Source organism: Methylobacterium sp. Leaf88 (genome assembly GCF_001422795.1).
Taxonomy (GTDB): domain Bacteria; phylum Pseudomonadota; class Alphaproteobacteria; order Rhizobiales; family Beijerinckiaceae; genus Methylobacterium.
Map to the genome: position 1 here is coordinate 41,553 of NZ_LMMK01000051.1, position 16,048 is coordinate 57,600.

General features: G+C 72.7%; 16 protein-coding genes. 9 read left to right on the top strand and 7 right to left on the bottom strand.

The genetic code is table 11. From position 1 onward, the window contains the following. The first annotated feature begins 37 nt into the window (after positions 1 to 37). Positions 38 to 763, top strand: coding sequence for a phosphate signaling complex protein PhoU (phoU, locus tag ASF20_RS19880; protein WP_056213306.1), 726 nt, complete (start codon positions 38 to 40; stop codon positions 761 to 763). Positions 764 to 793: 30 nt separating this feature from the next. Beyond that, positions 794 to 1,498, top strand: a complete 705-nt coding sequence (phoB, locus tag ASF20_RS19885) for a phosphate regulon transcriptional regulator PhoB (RefSeq protein WP_056213308.1) — start codon at positions 794 to 796, stop codon at positions 1,496 to 1,498. Positions 1,499 to 1,551: 53 nt separating this feature from the next. Here phoB and ASF20_RS19890 read toward each other — a convergent pair whose 3' ends face one another. From ASF20_RS19890 to ASF20_RS19900, 3 genes are all read right to left on the bottom strand, one after another. Continuing rightward, positions 1,552 to 2,580 carry a matrixin family metalloprotease gene (locus tag ASF20_RS19890; RefSeq protein WP_056277238.1) on the bottom strand — a complete coding sequence of 343 codons (1,029 nt, stop codon included), beginning with the start codon at positions 2,578 to 2,580 and terminating at the stop codon, positions 1,552 to 1,554. A gap of 92 nt (positions 2,581 to 2,672) precedes the next feature. After that, on the bottom strand, positions 2,673 to 3,485 hold the full coding sequence (locus ASF20_RS19895) for an SDR family oxidoreductase (protein ID WP_056213313.1): 813 nt from the start codon (positions 3,483 to 3,485) through the stop codon (positions 2,673 to 2,675). Between the two features lie 74 nt (positions 3,486 to 3,559). Further along, positions 3,560 to 4,888 (bottom strand): MFS transporter, encoded by a 1,329-nt coding sequence (locus tag ASF20_RS19900; protein WP_056277242.1) that lies wholly within the window; start codon positions 4,886 to 4,888, stop codon positions 3,560 to 3,562. A gap of 315 nt (positions 4,889 to 5,203) precedes the next feature. Here ASF20_RS19900 and ASF20_RS19905 point away from each other — a divergent pair, with 315 nt between their 5' ends. Both ASF20_RS19905 and ASF20_RS19910 read left to right on the top strand, forming a co-directional pair. Further along, positions 5,204 to 6,223, top strand: coding sequence for an alpha/beta fold hydrolase (locus ASF20_RS19905; protein ID WP_056277245.1), 1,020 nt, complete (start codon positions 5,204 to 5,206; stop codon positions 6,221 to 6,223). A 42-nt stretch (positions 6,224 to 6,265) separates the two neighbouring features. After that, a complete protein-coding gene (locus ASF20_RS19910) occupies positions 6,266 to 7,135 on the top strand; it encodes an NAD(P)-dependent oxidoreductase (RefSeq protein ID WP_056277316.1) in 870 nt (289 codons plus the stop codon). A 15-nt stretch (positions 7,136 to 7,150) separates the two neighbouring features. Here ASF20_RS19910 and ASF20_RS19915 read toward each other — a convergent pair whose 3' ends face one another. From ASF20_RS19915 to ASF20_RS19925, 3 genes are all read right to left on the bottom strand, one after another. Continuing rightward, positions 7,151 to 7,507: a hypothetical protein gene (locus ASF20_RS19915; RefSeq protein ID WP_056213320.1), complete on the bottom strand. Its 357-nt coding sequence runs from the start codon at positions 7,505 to 7,507 to the stop codon at positions 7,151 to 7,153. Between the two features lie 559 nt (positions 7,508 to 8,066). Further along, complete coding sequence (locus ASF20_RS24285) at positions 8,067 to 8,234, bottom strand: hypothetical protein (RefSeq protein WP_156389604.1); 168 nt, start codon at positions 8,232 to 8,234, stop codon at positions 8,067 to 8,069. A gap of 72 nt (positions 8,235 to 8,306) precedes the next feature. Continuing rightward, positions 8,307 to 8,795 (bottom strand): Lrp/AsnC family transcriptional regulator, encoded by a 489-nt coding sequence (locus tag ASF20_RS19925; RefSeq protein ID WP_056277320.1) that lies wholly within the window; start codon positions 8,793 to 8,795, stop codon positions 8,307 to 8,309. Positions 8,796 to 8,937: 142 nt separating this feature from the next. Between ASF20_RS19925 and ASF20_RS19930 the strand changes: the two genes are divergently transcribed. After that, positions 8,938 to 9,906, top strand: coding sequence for a DMT family transporter (locus tag ASF20_RS19930; RefSeq protein ID WP_056277251.1), 969 nt, complete (start codon positions 8,938 to 8,940; stop codon positions 9,904 to 9,906). Positions 9,907 to 10,029: 123 nt separating this feature from the next. Beyond that, the gene (locus ASF20_RS19935; protein ID WP_056213328.1) at positions 10,030 to 10,743 is read left to right on the top strand and encodes a GntR family transcriptional regulator; all 714 of its coding nucleotides are present in this window, start codon (positions 10,030 to 10,032) and stop codon (positions 10,741 to 10,743) included. 113 nt (positions 10,744 to 10,856) lie between these two features. On the opposite strand, the gene ASF20_RS19940 is transcribed toward ASF20_RS19935, so the two are convergent. Then, a complete protein-coding gene (locus ASF20_RS19940; RefSeq protein ID WP_056213332.1) occupies positions 10,857 to 11,258 on the bottom strand; it encodes a nuclear transport factor 2 family protein in 402 nt (133 codons plus the stop codon). Between the two features lie 190 nt (positions 11,259 to 11,448). On the opposite strand from ASF20_RS19940, the gene ASF20_RS19945 reads away from it, so the two are divergent. From ASF20_RS19945 to ASF20_RS19955, 3 genes are read left to right on the top strand one after another with little or no spacing between them, the layout of a single operon-like run. Next, positions 11,449 to 12,681 carry an ABC transporter substrate-binding protein gene (locus tag ASF20_RS19945; RefSeq protein ID WP_056277255.1) on the top strand — a complete coding sequence of 411 codons (1,233 nt, stop codon included), beginning with the start codon at positions 11,449 to 11,451 and terminating at the stop codon, positions 12,679 to 12,681. 13 nt (positions 12,682 to 12,694) lie between these two features. Then, positions 12,695 to 13,564 (top strand): branched-chain amino acid ABC transporter permease, encoded by an 870-nt coding sequence (locus tag ASF20_RS19950; RefSeq protein ID WP_056213336.1) that lies wholly within the window; start codon positions 12,695 to 12,697, stop codon positions 13,562 to 13,564. Positions 13,565 to 13,568: 4 nt separating this feature from the next. Then, a complete protein-coding gene (locus tag ASF20_RS19955) occupies positions 13,569 to 16,037 on the top strand; it encodes a branched-chain amino acid ABC transporter ATP-binding protein/permease (RefSeq protein WP_056277259.1) in 2,469 nt (822 codons plus the stop codon). The last annotated feature ends 11 nt before the right edge of the window (positions 16,038 to 16,048 follow it).

A 16,048-nucleotide genomic window follows, 5' to 3' on the forward strand; every position in this document is an offset into this window, starting at 1 on the left:
GCCCCGGACAGGCGGGCCCGATCGAGGAGCGAACCCCATGCCCGACCACATCGTCAAATCCTATGATACGGACCTCGAGGACCTGCGCCGCTCGATCTCCGAGATGGGCGGCATCGCCGAGAAGATGATGACCGAGGCCGGCGAGGCCCTGGTGCGCCGGGACGCGCCCCTGGCCCAGGCGGTGATCGCCGCCGACGCCCGCCTCGACACCCTCCAGCGCGAGATCGAGGAGCGGGCGATCCTGCTCATCGCCCGGCGCCAGCCCCTGGCCATCGACCTGCGCGAGACCGTGACGGCGATCCGCGTGTCGAACGATCTCGAACGCATCGGCGACCTCGCCAAGAACGTCGCCAAGCGCGTCGTGGCGATCGCCGACCAGATCCAGCCGCAGAAGATCGTCATCGGCGTCCAGCACATGAGCGACCTGGTGCAGGAGCAGCTCAAGGACGTCCTCGACGCCTATGCCAGCCGCGACACCAAGGCGGCCCTCGACGTCTGGGAGCGCGACGACGCCATCGACGCCCTCTACAATTCCCTGTTCCGCGAGCTCCTGACCTACATGATGGAGGACCCGCGCAACATCTCGTTCTGCACGCATCTCCTGTTCGTGGCCAAGAACATCGAGCGCATCGGCGACCACACCACCAACATCGCCGAGACGATCCACTACCTCGTCACTGGCGAGAACCTCCTGGCCGAGCGCGAGCGACCGAAGAACGACGCGTCCAACTACGCCACCGTGGACATGCCCGGCGCGGCCTGACCCCCGTGCCGGTCTGATCGAAAGCGCACGATGAGTACGCGTATCCTGATCGTCGAGGACGAGGAGGCCCTGACCCTCCTCCTCCGCTACAACCTCGAGGCCGAGGGGTTCATCGTCGACTCGGCCGCCCGCGGCGACGAGGCGGACCTGCGCCTGCAGGAGCAGGTGCCCGACCTCGTCCTGCTCGACTGGATGCTGCCGGCCCTGTCGGGGATCGAGCTCTGCCGCCGCATCCGCGCCCGGCGCGAGACCGAGCGGCTGCCGGTCATCATGCTCACGGCGCGGGGCGAGGAGGGCGACCGCATCCGGGGCCTCGGAACGGGCGCCGACGACTACATCGTGAAGCCGTTCTCGGTGCCGGAGCTCCTCGCCCGGGTCCGCGCCCTGCTGCGCCGGGCCAAGCCGGCCCACGTCGCCAACCTGCTGGTGGCCGGCGACATCGAGCTCGACCGGGTCAGCCACCGCATCCGCCGGGAAGGCCGCGAGATCCATCTCGGGCCCACGGAGTTCAAGCTCCTCGAATTCCTGATGCAGAGCCCCGGCCGGGTGTTCTCGCGCGAGCAGCTCCTCGACGGCGTCTGGGGCCACGACGTCTACATCGACGAGCGCACGGTCGACGTCCATGTCGGGCGCCTGCGCAAGGCCCTGAACCGCCCGCGCCAGAGCGACCCGATCCGCACGGTCCGCGGCTCGGGCTACTCCTTCGACGAGATGTTCGAGGCCGAGGCCGAGTAGCCGATCCCGAGGCGCGCCGGCCCAGCCGTCAGGCGGATAGCCGGGCCCGCCGCCTAGGCGAAAATCATCGCATCGGTGGGCAGGTGGACGGTGAAGGCCTTGCCCTCGTCGACCCAGCCCGGACCGGCGGCGCCGTGGTTGATGCCGTTGGCTTCCTCGGCACTGCCGGCGAAGTGATGCTGGCCGGTCTGGGTGTTGTAGAAGCGCTCCAGGGTCAGGCCGCCGGGGGCGCCCGCATCCGCGTAGGCCTCGAAGGCCACGCCCTCGTACGTGTAGGTCGGCGCCGTCTTGAGGACCTGGTCCCGCTCGGCGACGCTCGTCGTGAAGAAGTGGGCGTTCGAGGCCGTGTCGAAGAACCGGAACACGTCCACCGTGTCGGCGCCCTGGGCCGGGGCCGCCCACGGGGTGCCCTCGTAGGTGAACCACGGCAGCGTCTTTTCGATCTGCGCCTTCTCGGCCGTGCTCGTGGTGTAGAAGTGATCCCCCGTATGGGTGTCGTAGAACCGATAGACCGCCGTGACGGCGGTGCCGGCGACCGGGCTCGTCTGTGCCGCCGCGGCCACCACCGGGGCGGGCGGCGCACCGTACAGGGCCTGGATCCCGGCGATGTCGCCGGCCGCCAGGGTCGTGATGCCCCTGTCGAGGATGGCGTTCATCACCTCGGGCTTGGCGTCGTAATGGTCGAGGCCGAGCGCGTGGCCGATCTCGTGCAGCGCCACCAGGGAGAGATCCACGTTCTGGGTGCCGACGATGCGGGCGCCGGAGGCGTGCCAGCCCTCGCCGCTGTCGAAGGTCACCTCCGCGGACTGCATGCGCTGGCCGCTGTAGGAATAGGTGGCGTAGCCCAGGGTCTTGCCGAGCCCGTCGATCCCCCCGAGGGTGAAGTCGATCTGGGCGTTGGCTGTCGCGGCCACCTGCTGGAAGGCGATGTCGGCGGCGGCGGCCCAGGTGGCGAAGGCGGCCTGGAGGAGGCCCACGAAGCCGGTGGGGATCGTGCCGTCGACGGCCCAGGTGACGGTGCCGCCGCCCGTGCCTGCCGCGCCCGTCCCCCAGCGCGGACCTTCCAGCGCATAATCCCCCATCGACCGCCCTCCCGTGCGTTCGGGCCAGGGTCGGCGGCAGAGGTTGCTAAATCCTTACCGGACCGGCCGCCACGCGTCGGGGCGGCACGTCCTCACACGATGCTGCGCACCACGCCGCCATCGACGCGCAGCGCCGCCCCGCTGGTGGCGCTGGCGGCCGGGCTGCAGATATAGGCGACCATGCTGGCGACCTCCTCGACAGTGGCGAGGCGGCCGATCAGCGAGGTCGGGCGGTGCTCGGCCACGAAGGCGCGTCCGGCGGCGTCGAGGTCGACGGCGCCCCCGGCTCCGCCGTCCTGCCCCTGCGCCATGCTCTTCATGAAATCGGCGACCCCCTCGGACAGGGTCGGCCCCGGCAGCACGCTGTTCACGGTGACGCCGCTGCCCGACACGGTCTCGGCGAGCCCCCGGGCCACGGCGAGCTGGGCGGTCTTCGTCATCCCGTAATGGACCATCTCCACCGGGATGTTCACGCCGGATTCGCTGGAGATGAAGACCACCCGGCCCCAGCCGCGCGCGACCATGCCGGGGGTGTAGGCCCGCGCGAGGCGCACGCCGCTCATCACGTTGGTCTCGAAGAACCGCTGCCAGTCCTCGTCCGGGATCTCGAAGAACGGCTTCGGCTCGAAGATGCCGGTGTTGTTCACCAGGATGTCGACGTCCGGCAGGCCGGCGACCACGCGGGCCGCCCCGTCCGGACTGGCGACGTCCCCGGGCGCCCCGATGAAGCCGGCACGGCCGGTCTCGCGCTTCAGGCGGTCGACGGCGTCGCGGACCCGGTCCTGCGTCCGCCCGTTGATCGCCACGTTGGCGCCGAGCTCGCCCAGGGCCTTGGCGATGGCGTAGCCGATGCCGCTGGTGGAGCCGCTGACGAGGGCGCGCTTGCCGGACAGGTCGAGGTTCATGGGATCGTCCTTCGGTGAGGCACTGATCCGGGTCAACGCGCAGGTCGGGCCCTGGTGCGATCGCGGCGGATGCGTCAGGCGCGGGGCTGGCGCCGCAGGACGCTGGTCACCGCCCCGAGGCTCGCCAGCGCGACGGCGCACCACAGGGTCGCGGTCACCGGCCCGGCCGGCGGGCCGCCCTGGTGCAGGCCGAAGATCACCGCCACCAGGGCCGCGCCGAAGGATTGTCCGGTGAGGCGGGCGGTGGACTGCATCCCGCTCGCCCCGCCGCTGCGGTCCCGCGGGGCGCTGGTGATGATGACCTTGTTGTTGGGCGACTGGAACAACCCGAAGCCGAGGCCGCACAGGGTCAGGCGCCAGGCGATGTCGGGATGCGACGCGCCCGCGGGGAGGAGGGCCGTCGCCGTCAGGCCGGTGGCCATCAGGGCGAGGCCGAAGCCGCCGAGCAGCCCCGGGGCGTAGCGGTCGGCGAGGCGCCCCGAGATCGGGGCCATCAGGGCGATGGCCAGGGGCCACGGCGTCATCAGGAAGCCGGTCTGGGTCTCGGAGAGGTGCAGCACGTCCTGGAAGTAGAAGGGCAGGGCGACGTAGGCCATCATCTGGGCCGCGAAGGAGGCGACCGAGCTCGCCATCGACAGGGCGAAGGCGGGAATCCGCAGGAGGTCGACGGGCAGGAGCGGGCGCGCCAGCCGGGTCTGGGTCCGGACGAACACCGCGCCGATCGCCAGGGCCGCCCCGATCTCGGCCAGCGCCACGCCCCGGGTCGCCGGGTCGCCGAGGCCGTCGACCCCGATGATGAGGAGCCCGAAGGTCACGGCGTTGAGGAGGGCGCTGCGGAGGTCGAAGCGCCCGCCGCTCCGGGGCGTCACCGGGAGGGTGCGGGCCCCCACCGTCAGGGCGATCAGCCCCACCGGCAGGTTGACCAGGAACAGCCAGGGCCAGCTCGCCACCGACAGGATGGCGGCCGCCACCGTCGGACCGGCGGCGGAGGCCATGGCCACCACCAGGGCGATGTTGCCGACGCCGCGCCCGATCATCCGCTGCGGGTAGATGAAGCGCACCAGGGCGGTGTTCACGCTCATGATGCCGGCCGCCCCGAGCCCCTGCGCGATCCGCGCGGCCACCAGGGCTTCGAAGGTGGGGGCGAAGGCGCAGGCGACGGACGCCGCCGTGAACACGGCGAGACCGGCGAGGTAGATCCGGCGATAGCCCAGGATGTCGCCCAGGGCGGCCAGGGGCAGCAGGGCGGCCGTCACCGCGATCTGGAAGCTGTTGGTCACGAAGATCGCCGCGGAGGGCTCGACCCCGAGGTCCTTGGCCATCACCGGCAGGGCGACGTTGACGATGGCGCCGTCGAGGACCGCCATGGTCATGGCGAGGCCGATCGCGAGGAGCGCCAGCATGCGTTCGCGCACCGGAATGCCGTCCAGTCCGGGCTCGGGCGGTGTCCGGGGCGGGAGATCCTGGTGCGGGAGATCTTGACCCTGGGAGGGATCCTGATCCCGGGACGTCGTCCGGTCCGGGGAGGAAGGTCGGCCGCGCGGATCCGGGCCGGGAACGTCGGTGGTCATGGCCGAGCCCTGGGACGCCGGGCCGGAAACCGCAAGGGCCGGGGAAACGCGGCGTGTCGTTTGTCACCGGGATCGGGCGACGCTGGTGCGGAACCTGCGCTATGTCAGCCCGGTGCGTAGGATTGCGCGCCGTTGCCGGGACCCCACATGGACGCGCTCCTCAAACTCTCCGCCCTGCTGCTGGCGGCCCTGCTGTCCGTGGCGCCCGCCGCCGCCCAGCCGACCGCCAACGACACGGCGCCCCTCGGCATCGCCCTGGAGGGCTTCGCCTACCCGTACCCGGTCTTCTACCTCGAGCGGATGCGCGACGGCGAGCGCCAGCGCCTCGCCTACATGGACGTGCCCGCGGAGGGACAGGCCAACGGCCGGACCGTCCTGCTGCTGCACGGGCGCAACTTCCCGTCGAGCTACTGGCAGCCGGTGATCCAGGCCCTGACCCGCGCGGGCTACCGGGTGCTGGCCCCGGACCAGCTCGGCTTCGGCAAGTCGGCCAAGCCCGTGGGGCCCTACACCTTCGACGCCATGGCGGCCGACACCGTGGCGCTGCTCGACTCCCTCGGCCTGGCCCGGGTCGACGTGGTGGCCCATTCCATGGGGGGGATGCTGGCGGTGCGCCTCGCGCGCAATGCCCCGACCCGGGTCAACAGCCTCGTCCTCGAAGCGCCGATCGGCCTGGAGGATTACCGGTTCACGGTGCCGCCGGTCTCCGACGCCACCCTGCTGCGCCTGGAGGGCGACGCCACGGCGGAGTCCTACCGCCGCCAGCTGATGACGAACTACGCCCTGTCGCTGCCGGCCTCCGCCATCGAACCCTTCGTGTCGCTGCGCGAGCGGGTGAAGGGCTCGGGCGAGTATCCGCGCTGGCTGCAGTCCTTCGTCAATGCCTACCAGGCGATCTGGGGGCAGCCGGTGGTGCACGAGATCCCGCTGCTCCCGGTCCCGACCCTCTTCATCATGGGCGAGAACGACCACAACGCCCCCGGCAAGCCCTTCGCGCCGGAAGCCCTCCGGGCCGGGATGGGGCGCAATGCCGAGCACGCGCGGACGCTGGCCGGCCGGATGCCGAACGGCCGCGCCGTGGTGCTGCCCGGCATCGGGCACCTCGTCCACATGGAGGCGACGGACCAGTTCAACAGCCTGACGCTCGAATTCCTCGACGGCCACTGAGTGCCGGGCCACCACGACGGGAGAGACGACATGAGCGTGCGCATGGATGTCGGCGTGATCGGCCTCGGACGGATGGGCCGCGGCATGGCGGCGAGCCTGGTCCGGGCCGGGCACAGGGTCCGGGTCTGGAACCGCTCAGCCGGCGCGGCCGACGGGCTCGACGGGGTGGTCCCGGTGGCGAGCGCCGCCGAGGCCTTCGCCGGGGATGCGGCCATCACCATGCTGGCCGACGACGCGGCCCTGCGGGCGGTGATCGTGGAGGGCGGCCTCCTCGACGGCCCCGGGCGCCCGGGCCTGCATCTCTCGATGAGCACGATCTCGGTGGTCCTGGCGCAGGAGCTCGCCGCCATCCACGCCCGCGCCGGCGTGCCCTACATCGCCGCTCCGGTCTTCGGACGTCCGGACGTCGCCGAGGCCGGAGCCCTGAACATCGTGGCGGCCGGAGATCCGGACGCGATTGCGCGGGCCCAGCCGCTCCTCGACGCCCTGGGCGCCCGGACCTGGGGCTTCGGGACCGAGCCGCACCGGGCCAACGCGGTGAAGCTTGCGGGCAACTTCATGCTGATCGCGGCGATCGAGGCCATGGGCGAGGCGTCCGCCCTGGCCGAGGGCCACGGGGTGACGGGGGCCGACCTCCTCGACCTCCTGACGAACACCCTGTTCGCTTCCCCCGTCTACAAGAACTACGGCGCGCTCATCGCGGCCCGGCGCTACGAGCCGCCGGGGTTCAACCTCAAGCTCGGCGCCAAGGATGTCGGCCTGGCGCTCTCCGCGGCCGGGGCCGCCGGGGTGCCGATGCCCTTCGCCAGCGTGCTGCGCGACAACCTCATCGAGGCGATGGGCCACGGCGACGCCGAGAAGGACCTCGCGGCCCTCGCCGAGGTCGCCCGCCGGCGGGGCCGGACGGCCTGAGGGCGGTTTCCGCCTTCAGCGGAAGACGAAGAGCGACACGCCGACCACCACCGGCACCAGGGCGGCGAGGCCGATGAACAGCGGCATGACCCAGCCGCCGCCGGTCTCCGGCCTCGCGGCCTCCCGCGCCTTCGGCGGCGCGGCCTCGGTCTTCCGGGCGAGCGCCACGCGGGCATGCGAGGGGGCGTTGCCGGCCGCCTCGTCGTCGGTGCCAAGCTGCGACAGGCCGGGGTCGTACTGGGCGATCTTGTCCCCGGTCCGGCCGCTGTCGATGTCCGCCTTCAGCATGGCGGTGGTGGGCCGGTCGGATTCGGGCGGCGTCGCGACCGCGAGGTTGCCCGGGGACGGGGGTGTTTCGGATCGTAAGGTCATGGGGGGCTCCGTGTCCGGGGGCGGACCTGTGGGGAGGCAACGCGCCATGGCCTCGCCCGTTCGTCGCCCGCTCTGACGCAGCACCGCGCCACGCCTCGGGGGCCCAAGCCGCGCCACGGGCGAAAATCGCGTCCCCGTCCGGGGTGACCGGGGTCCGGCCCCTGTGCTTTCGGCGGGAGAGCGCGGCATCGGCCCGGGTCACGAGCCTGTCGCCGGACTCGCCCGCCCGGAGGGCCGCGATCCCGCAGGAACAGGCCCGGGCGCCGACGACGGGCAGGGGCGTCCAGCGCGCCGTCGGGGCGCAACCGGTTGTCGAGGCCGGTGAGCAGACCGGTGCGGGCCAGGCGCTCGACGGGAAGGACGCACCGGAGACGGCCCGCAGCGTGGCGCGGTCCTCCAGTGCGGACCACGCTTCGACGATTTCCCGGAACGCCTCCGTCGCGCGGACGTCCGGCAGGATCGCGTCGATCCGGTCGATGACGGCCCGCCCCCAGGGCGTGCGCGCGCCCAACACCCGGCTGAAGCGTGGGGCCGGATTCTCTGTCATGGGCCACCCGATCTAGGGCCGGGGCTCGCCCAGCGCCCGGGCGGAGGAGGCCGCGATGTCGGCGTGACCGATCACGTCGTCGAGGCGTCCGTTCTGGAACATCCGGAAGGCCTCGTCGAACGCGGAATGCCCCTGCGGCGCGCCCGCGCCCTGCGGGATCGGGGCGATGGCGGGCCCCATGGACCGGTTGCGCAGGACGCTGGTGCGCAGCTCCGGATGCTCCGTGAGCAGGCTTCGCAGCCAGAGGGCCCCTCAGCGCCGAAGATGGCCGAGGGGCAGGGCGGTCGTGTACTTCACCTGTCCCAGGGCGAAGCTGGAGCGGATGCTCGCGACGCCGGGAATTCGGGTGAGGTAATCGAGCACGAGCTTCTGGAACTGGCCCAGATCCTCCACCACGACGCGCAGCATGTAATCGGCCTCGCCGCTCATCAGGTAGCACTCCATCACCTCGGGACGGTGGCGCACCGCCTCGTCGAAGGCCGTGAGCGCGGTCTGGGTCTGTTTCTCCAGCGTGACGTGGACGAAGACGTTGACCGGCAGCCCGAGGGCGATCGGATCGGCCACCGCGACGGAGCGCTGGATGACGCCGCTGGCCTTCAGGTCGTTGACCCGGCGCCAGCACGGCGAGGTCGAGAGCCCGACCTCCTGCGCCAGCTCGGCGACGCTGATCTCGCTGTCCCGTTGCAGGCGTTCGAGGATGCGCAGGGAGGCGTCATCCAGCATGATCGACCGCGGCGGCATGATCTGTCCCCAAACCGGATGCATGCGGCATCTTTTGCCGATTGTACCGGTCTAACCGGAGAATCGGAACGAACATACCGCCGAGCGGGACATAAACATCCTGGGCCGCGGCCTCGTCCGCGATCTGTCCGCGGACCCCCTCATGGTCAATTCCTTCTCCCCACCCTTGGCCTCGCCACCCTTGGTCTCGCCACCCTTGGTCTCGCCACCCTTGGCGCCGGCCCATCCCCGCATCCGGGTTCCGACGGGGGCCTGGCTCGGCCTGATGGTGCTGCTCTGGGGCCTGAGCTGGCCGGCGATGAAGCTCTGCCTCGACGCCGCGCCGCCCCTCTGGCTCGCGGCCCTGCGCTTTTCCAGCGCCGGGGCGGTCCTGTTCGGGCTCCTCGGCCTCGCCGGCCGCCTGCGCTGGCCGCCCCGGGCCGACTGGCCGGTGCTCGCCAGCGTCGGGCTCCTGCAGATGATGGCCTTCACGGCCCTCGGCCTGATCGCGATGCGCCACACCGATGCGGGCCGGGCGGCGCTGCTGGCCTACACGACGCCGATCTGGGTCCTGCTCGGCGCCGGCTTGGTGCTGCGCGAGCGCCCGTCGCGCCGGCAGGGCGTCGCGATCCTGCTCGGCCTCGTGGGCGTCGCCGTGGTTTGCTCGCCGATGGGCATGGATTGGACCGATCCCGACGTGCTCCTCGGCAACGGCCTGCTGCTCGTCTGCGCCCTCTGCTGGGCCGGGGTCATCCTGCATGTCCGCCGCCACCGCTGGCGCGCGCATCCCCTCGACCTCGCGCCCTGGCAGATGCTGCTGGCGGCGGTCCCGCTCGCCGTCGCCGCCTTCGCGGTGGAGGGGCCGCTCGCCGTCGCGTGGTCGCCACGCCTCGTCGGGCTCCTGGTCTTCATCGGGCCTGTGGCGACGTCGCTCTGCTTCGTGATCTTCGCGACGATCGGCCGGCGCATCGACAGCTTCACCATGGCGAACGCCACCCTCGGGGTTCCGGCGGTGGGTCTCCTGTCCTCCGCCCTGCTGCTGGGCGAGCGCCTCGGCCCTGCCCTGCTCGTCGGCCTCGGCTGTCTCGCCGCCGCCCTGGTCACAGCGGCGCAGGATGCGCGCCGCGCCTGACCCGGACCGGTCGAGTCCATCCCGGACCCTCGCCCGCGCGGCCCCTCGGCCGGAGGCAGGGGCCGGATCTGGTCCCACTCGTGCTTCCGGAGCCGCGACGGGCACGGGATGGATCGACGCGACATGCAGGACGACGAGACGCGGGTGGAGAGCCGAGACCGGGTGGGCTCGATCTGCCGCTCCCTGCGCCGGGCGATCGTCGAGCGGGCGATCATGCCCGGCGACCGCCTGCCCGAAGATGCGCTGGGCGAGCGCTTCGGCGTCAGCCGTACCATCGCCCGCCAGGCCCTCGGGCAACTGGCGGGGGAGGGGCTGGTGGAACTGCGGCGCAACCGCATCGCCGTGGTGGCGACTCCGAGCTGGGCGGAGGCGCGCGACACCTTCGACGTGCGCATCAGCCTGGAGCGCCTCGTGGTCGCGCGCCTCGCCGGGCAGCTGACGCCCGCGCAGCAGGCGGCGCTCCACGCGCACATCGCCCGGGAGGAGGCGGCGCAGGGCGGGGCCGACGGCGCCTCGATCCGCCTGGCCACCGAGTTCCACCTGCTGCTCGCCCAGATGACCGGCAGCCCGGTGCTGGAGCGCTACGTGGCCGAGCTCGGCTACCGCTGCGCCCTGGTGCTCTCGCTCTACAGCCGGCCGCATTCCGCCGAATGCGGGGTCGCTGAGCACCGCGCCCTCGCCGCCGCCCTGATCGCGGGCGACCCCGCGCGGGCCGTGGCGCTGATGGACCACCACCTCGACGCGGTGGCCGAGCGGGCGCGCATCGTCGCCGCCCCGCCGCGCGAGCGCGACCTCGGCCGCCTGCTCGCCCCCTATATCGAGCCCGTGGGCGGCTGAGCGCCCCTCGCGTCGAATCCGTCTGATCCCTTCGGGCTGGCGGAACGGGGCTTCGCGCGAGCGCCGCGCCGGCTCGGCGATCCGGGCGCCGCTTCGCTCGCGCGCAGCCTGCTTCAGGTGTTCAGGTCGTGCCGGCTGAGGAGGCGCTCGGCGCTGTCGTTCCAGACCTCCATGGTCACGATCAGGCCGTCCCGCACCGTGAAGCGGTCGACGTAGCGGTTGCCCTCGAACGGCGTCCCGTCCGGCCATGCGCCGTAGAGGGTGCCGAGGCTGTAGACCGTGGTGACGCCGTCCCCCGGCACCACATCGAGGCGCTCCATCCGCTTCTTCACCCAGGCGTAACGCCCGGCATTGAAGGCCGTGACCTCGCGGGGATGCCCGAAGGTGCGCCCGCCCGTGAACACGATGGTGATGCCCGGCGCCATGTAGGTCGCCGCCCGCTCGGGGTCGGGCACCATCGAGGCTTCGAGATAGGCGGTGACGTTGGCCGCGTCGCGGGCGGTGGTGTCGGTCATGGTCGGGCCTCCGGTGACACGCCCCTCCCTGCCGCAAACGCCGCCAAAGTGCATGCAACAAGTGTATGCACTTTGGCGCATCCGCAGGCATCGAGCGGGGTCTGGCGAGAATCCCCGTGCAAATTCAAGGCCGAAGCGGCTGGCATGGGGGTTGCGGGGTGGGGCAAGACGCAGCCGCCGGAGAGACCCCATGCCCCGCCGACCCCTGTCCAGCCGACCCCTGTCCGGCCGATCGACGCCCCTGACCCGCCGCCTCGCCCTGGGGGCCTGCGGCGCTCTGGGCGCCTGCCTCGTCCTCGGGCTCTCCGCCGCCGGCGCGGCCCGGGCCGCGGAGCCGATCCGGATCGGCCTCGTCACGGCGCTGAGCGGGCAGTCGGCGAAATCCGGCGAGGCGATCTCCCGCGGCATCGGGCTCGCCATCGACGAGGTCAACGCCCGCGGCGGCGTGCTCGGGCGGCCTCTGGAGCTGGTGGCGCGGGACGACGAGGCCAACCCGTCGAAGGGCGTGCTCGCCGCCCGCGAGCTGATCCAGCGGGTCGGCGTGGTGGCGCTGGTCGGCGGCCTCGACACGCCGGTCTCGATGGCGCTGGTGCCCATCGCCAACCAGATGAAGGTGCCCTTCCTCGGGCCCTGGGCCGCCGGCACCGGGATCACCCGCAACGGGGCGGCCGACAACTACGCCTTCCGGGTCTCGGCCGTGGACGCCCTGGTGGACGAGGCCCTGGTCGCCTACGCGGTGAAGACCCATCGCGCGAAGAAGCCCGGGATGATCCTGGTCAACAACGCCTGGGGCGAGTCGAACCAGCAGGGCCTGACCGCGGCGCTGAAGGCCGCCGACCTGCCGGCCGCCGGCATCGAGAAGTACGAGGCCGCCGACCTCGACATGGTGCCCCAGCTCACCCGCCTGCGGGAGGCCGGCGCCGACACCCTGTTCCTCGTGGGCAATGTCGGGCCCTCGGCCCAGGTGGTAAAGTCCCTCGACCGGATGGGCTGGAGCGTGCCGGTGGTCTCGCACTGGGGCCCGGCCGGCGGGCGCTTCGACGAGCTCGCCGGGCCGAGCGCGGCAAGAGTCCACTTCATCCAGACCTTCACCTTCGCGGGCAACACCAGCCCGAAGGCCCTCGCGGTCCTCGACGCCCTCAAGGCGAAGTATCCGGCGATCAAGACGATGGCCGATGTCACCCCGGCGGTGGGCATCGCCAACGCCTACGACGCCACCCACCTGCTCGCCCTGGCGATCCAGGCCGCCGGCTCGACCAAGGGACCGGAGGTGCGGGACGGCTTCTACAAGGTCGCGACCTATCCGGGCCTGATCAAGACCTACGACAAGCCCTTCGCGCCGGGCCAGCACGACGCCCTCGGGCCGCAGGACTACGTCTTCACCCGCTTCCAGAACGGCGAGATCGTCGCCATTACCAATTGAAGGGACGGGGCCGATGCTCACGGGAACGCTCATCACCGGCCTCGGCCTCGGCAGCATGTACGGGCTCGTGGCGCTCGGCTTCCACGTCACCTACGCGGTCTCGGGCACGGTGAACTTCGCGCAGGGCAGCGCCGTCACCCTCGGGGCGGTGCTGGGCTACACCCTGGCGGTGACGCTGGGCTGGCCGATGCCGGCGGCGATCCTCGGGGCGCTCCTGGGCTGCGCGCTCCTCGGGGTCACGGTGGAGCGGCTGCTGGTGCGGCCCTTCGTCGAGAAGGGCTCGGACGCCTGGCTCCTCGCCACGGTCGCGGGCGGCATCGTCCTCGACAACGCGATGCTGTTCACCTTCGGCAAGGAGCCGCGCAGCCTGCCCTCGTCCCTGGCGGTGACGCCGGTGGAGATCCTCGGCACCGGCCTCTACCCGCTCCAGCTCCTCATCCCGGTGGTCGGCCTCTCGGTGGCGGTGGCGATCCGGACCCTGTTCCGGCGCACCGACCTCGGCCGGGTGCTCCTGGCGGTGGCGCAGAACGCCGACGCGGCGCGGCTGATGGGCATCGACGTCCGGCGCACGGTGGCCTGCGCCTTCGCGCTCTCGGCGCTGCTGGCCGGGGCCGCCGGCCTCCTCATCGCGCCGCTATTCTCGGTCTCGGCCGAGATGGGGGCGCTGTTCGGGATCAAGGCCTTCGCGGTGGCGATCCTGGGCGGCATCGGCTCGGCCACCGGCGTGGTGCTGGCGGGCCTGCTCTACGGCCTCGTCGAGGCCGGCGTCACCGCGACCCTCGGCTCCACCTACACCCAGCTCGTGGTCTTCTCGGTGATCATCCTGGCCCTGGCCCTGCGCCCCGACGGGCTCCTCGGCCGCGCCGCCATCAACAAGGTCTGAGCCGATGCACCGCCTGCGCGCCCCCGCCGCGATGCCCCTCACGATCCTGGCCCTGACCCTGGCGGGGCTGGCCCTGGTGGGGCTGACCGGCGGCTACAGCCACTTCGTCATCGCCCTGGTGGCCCTGACCACGGTCGCCGGAACGGGGCTCAACGTCCTCCTCGGGCTGACCGGGCTGATCTCCTTCGGCCATGCCGGCTTCTACGCCATCGGCGCCTATGCCAGCGCGATCCTCACCGGGGCCGGGCTGAGCTTTTGGCTCGCGCTGCCGGCGGCCGGCCTGCTCTCGGGCCTGGTCGGAGCGGGGCTCGCGGTGCCGGCCATGCGGGTGAAGGGCCCCTACCTCGCCATGGTCACCATCGCGTTCGGCTTCATCATCGAGCACGCCCTGATCGAGGGCGGGGCGCTCACCGGCGGCCAGAACGGCCTCGTGGTCACCGCCGGGCCGAGCCTGTTCGGCACCCCCTTCGCCGAGCGCGAGCTGGCCCTCCTCGCCGTGCTGGGCGCGGGCCTCGCCCTCTACGGCTTCCACCGCCTCGCCCGCAGCCGCCTCGGCCGGGCGATGCGGGCGGTGCGCGACGCCGACGTGGCGGCCGCCTCCCTGGGCTTCGACCCGGTGCGGGTGAAGACACTCGCCTTCGCGATCTCGGCGGCGCTGACGGGCCTCGCCGGGGCGGTGCTGCCGCCCCTGATGCTGTTCATCGCCCCGAGCTCGTTCCCGTTCTCGCAGTCGATCCTGTTCGTGCTCTCCGTGGTGGTCGGCGGGGCCGGCACAGTGCTCGGGCCGCTCTTCGGCGCCCTCGTCACCGTGCTCCTGCCCGAGACCCTGGCGGGGCTCGCCGAGTACCGGCTGCTGTTCTTCGGCCTCGCCACCCTGGTGGTGCTCTGGCTGGTGCCTGCGGGGATCGTCGGCAGCGCGGCCCGGCTGCTGCCGCGGCCCCGCACCGGCGCCCGGCCGCCGGCGCTGGATTTCGCCCGGCTCATCGGGCAGCGCGGGGGCGAGCCCCTGGTGGTCGAGGGCATCGGCATCCGCTTCGGCGGCATCCGCGCGGCCGAGGGCGTCTCGGTCCGGGCCGAGGCCGGGGCGGTGACGAGCCTGATCGGCCCCAACGGCGCCGGCAAGACCACCGTGCTCAACATGATCTCGGGCTTCTACCGGCCGCAGGCCGGGGCGATCCGCTTAGGGGACCGGGACCTCGCCGGGGCCCCGGCCCACGCCATCGCCCGGGCCGGCATCGCCCGCACCTACCAGACCACGCGCCTGTTCGGCTCGCTCGGCGTCCTCGACAACGTCGCCCTAGCCTTCGAGCCGGGCCGCCTCTGGCGCCCCTCCGGCAAGGGCGACCGCGTTGCCGCCGCGTCCCTGCTGGACTTCGTGGGCTACGCGGGCGACCTCGACCGGCCCGCCGGGGAGCTGCCCCATGTGGACCGCCGCCTGGTGGAGATCGCCCGGGCGCTCGCCGGCCGGCCGCGCATCCTCCTCCTCGACGAGCCCGCCGCCGGCCTGACCCGGGCCGACACCGACGCCCTGGGCGGTCTCCTGCGCCGGATCGCCGGGCAGGGCATCGCCGTGGTGCTGGTCGAGCACGACATGCCCCTGGTGATGGGCGTCTCCGACGCGATCCTGGTCATGGATGCCGGGCGTCCGATCGCCCACGGGACGCCGGCGGCGATCCGGCACGACCCGGCGGTGATCCGCGCCTATCTGGGCGGGGCCGACACGCCGGCCCGGCCCCGCGCCGTCGCCTGGAAGCCGCCGGCCGACGCGGTGCTCTCCACCCAGGGCCTCACCGCCGGCTACGGCGCCGCCCCGGTCCTCGACCGCGTCGCCCTCGAGGTCCGCCCCGGCGAGACCGTGGCGCTGCTCGGCGCCAACGGCGCCGGCAAGTCGACGACCCTGCGGGCCCTCGCCGGCCTGCTCCGGCCGGTCTCCGGCGGGATCGTGCTGGAGGACCGGGCCATCGCGCACCTGCCCGCCCACACCATCGCCCGCCTCGGCCTCGCCCTGGTGCCGGAGGGCCGGCAGGTGTTTCCCGAATTGACCGTGATCGAGAACATCCGCCTCGGGGCCCATGGCCGCAAGGCGCCCATCGACCCGGCCGAGATCGAGGCGCTGCTCACCCGCTTTCCCCGCCTGCGCGACCGGGCGACGAGCCGGGCGGGCCTACTCTCGGGGGGCGAGCAGCAGATGCTGGCCATCGCCCGCGGGATGATGGCGCAGCCGCGCATCCTGCTCCTCGACGAGCCCTCCCTCGGCCTGGCCCCGGCGATGATCAACGCCCTCTACGCCGTGGTGGCGGACCTGCGCGACCAGGGCGTCACCATCCTGATCGTCGACCAGATGGCGGCCCTGGCCCTGACGGTGGCCGATCGCGGCTACGTGCTGGAGCAAGGCCGCGTCGTCACCGCCGGCACCGCCGCCGAACTCAGTGCCGATGCCGGCCTGGAGGCCGCCTATCTCGGCGCCGCCTGACAGGGCGGCCG

What these genes read in the sequence shown, in the direction of transcription:
- phoU (WP_056213306.1), top strand. Translation starts at nt 38, where the DNA reads ATGCCCGACCACATCGTCAAATCCTATGATACGGACCTCGAGGACCTG.
- phoB (WP_056213308.1), top strand. Translation starts at nt 794, where the DNA reads ATGAGTACGCGTATCCTGATCGTCGAGGACGAGGAGGCCCTGACCCTC.
- ASF20_RS19890 (WP_056277238.1), bottom strand. Translation starts at nt 2,580, where the DNA reads ATGGGGGATTATGCGCTGGAAGGTCCGCGCTGGGGGACGGGCGCGGCA.
- ASF20_RS19895 (WP_056213313.1), bottom strand. Translation starts at nt 3,485, where the DNA reads ATGAACCTCGACCTGTCCGGCAAGCGCGCCCTCGTCAGCGGCTCCACC.
- ASF20_RS19900 (WP_056277242.1), bottom strand. Translation starts at nt 4,888, where the DNA reads ATGCTGGCGCTCCTCGCGATCGGCCTCGCCATGACCATGGCGGTCCTC.
- ASF20_RS19905 (WP_056277245.1), top strand. Translation starts at nt 5,204, where the DNA reads ATGGACGCGCTCCTCAAACTCTCCGCCCTGCTGCTGGCGGCCCTGCTG.
- ASF20_RS19910 (WP_056277316.1), top strand. Translation starts at nt 6,266, where the DNA reads ATGGATGTCGGCGTGATCGGCCTCGGACGGATGGGCCGCGGCATGGCG.
- ASF20_RS19915 (WP_056213320.1), bottom strand. Translation starts at nt 7,507, where the DNA reads ATGACCTTACGATCCGAAACACCCCCGTCCCCGGGCAACCTCGCGGTC.
- ASF20_RS24285 (WP_156389604.1), bottom strand. Translation starts at nt 8,234, where the DNA reads ATGGGGCCCGCCATCGCCCCGATCCCGCAGGGCGCGGGCGCGCCGCAG.
- ASF20_RS19925 (WP_056277320.1), bottom strand. Translation starts at nt 8,795, where the DNA reads ATGCCGCCGCGGTCGATCATGCTGGATGACGCCTCCCTGCGCATCCTC.
- ASF20_RS19930 (WP_056277251.1), top strand. Translation starts at nt 8,938, where the DNA reads ATGGTCAATTCCTTCTCCCCACCCTTGGCCTCGCCACCCTTGGTCTCG.
- ASF20_RS19935 (WP_056213328.1), top strand. Translation starts at nt 10,030, where the DNA reads ATGCAGGACGACGAGACGCGGGTGGAGAGCCGAGACCGGGTGGGCTCG.
- ASF20_RS19940 (WP_056213332.1), bottom strand. Translation starts at nt 11,258, where the DNA reads ATGACCGACACCACCGCCCGCGACGCGGCCAACGTCACCGCCTATCTC.
- ASF20_RS19945 (WP_056277255.1), top strand. Translation starts at nt 11,449, where the DNA reads ATGCCCCGCCGACCCCTGTCCAGCCGACCCCTGTCCGGCCGATCGACG.
- ASF20_RS19950 (WP_056213336.1), top strand. Translation starts at nt 12,695, where the DNA reads ATGCTCACGGGAACGCTCATCACCGGCCTCGGCCTCGGCAGCATGTAC.
- ASF20_RS19955 (WP_056277259.1), top strand. Translation starts at nt 13,569, where the DNA reads ATGCACCGCCTGCGCGCCCCCGCCGCGATGCCCCTCACGATCCTGGCC.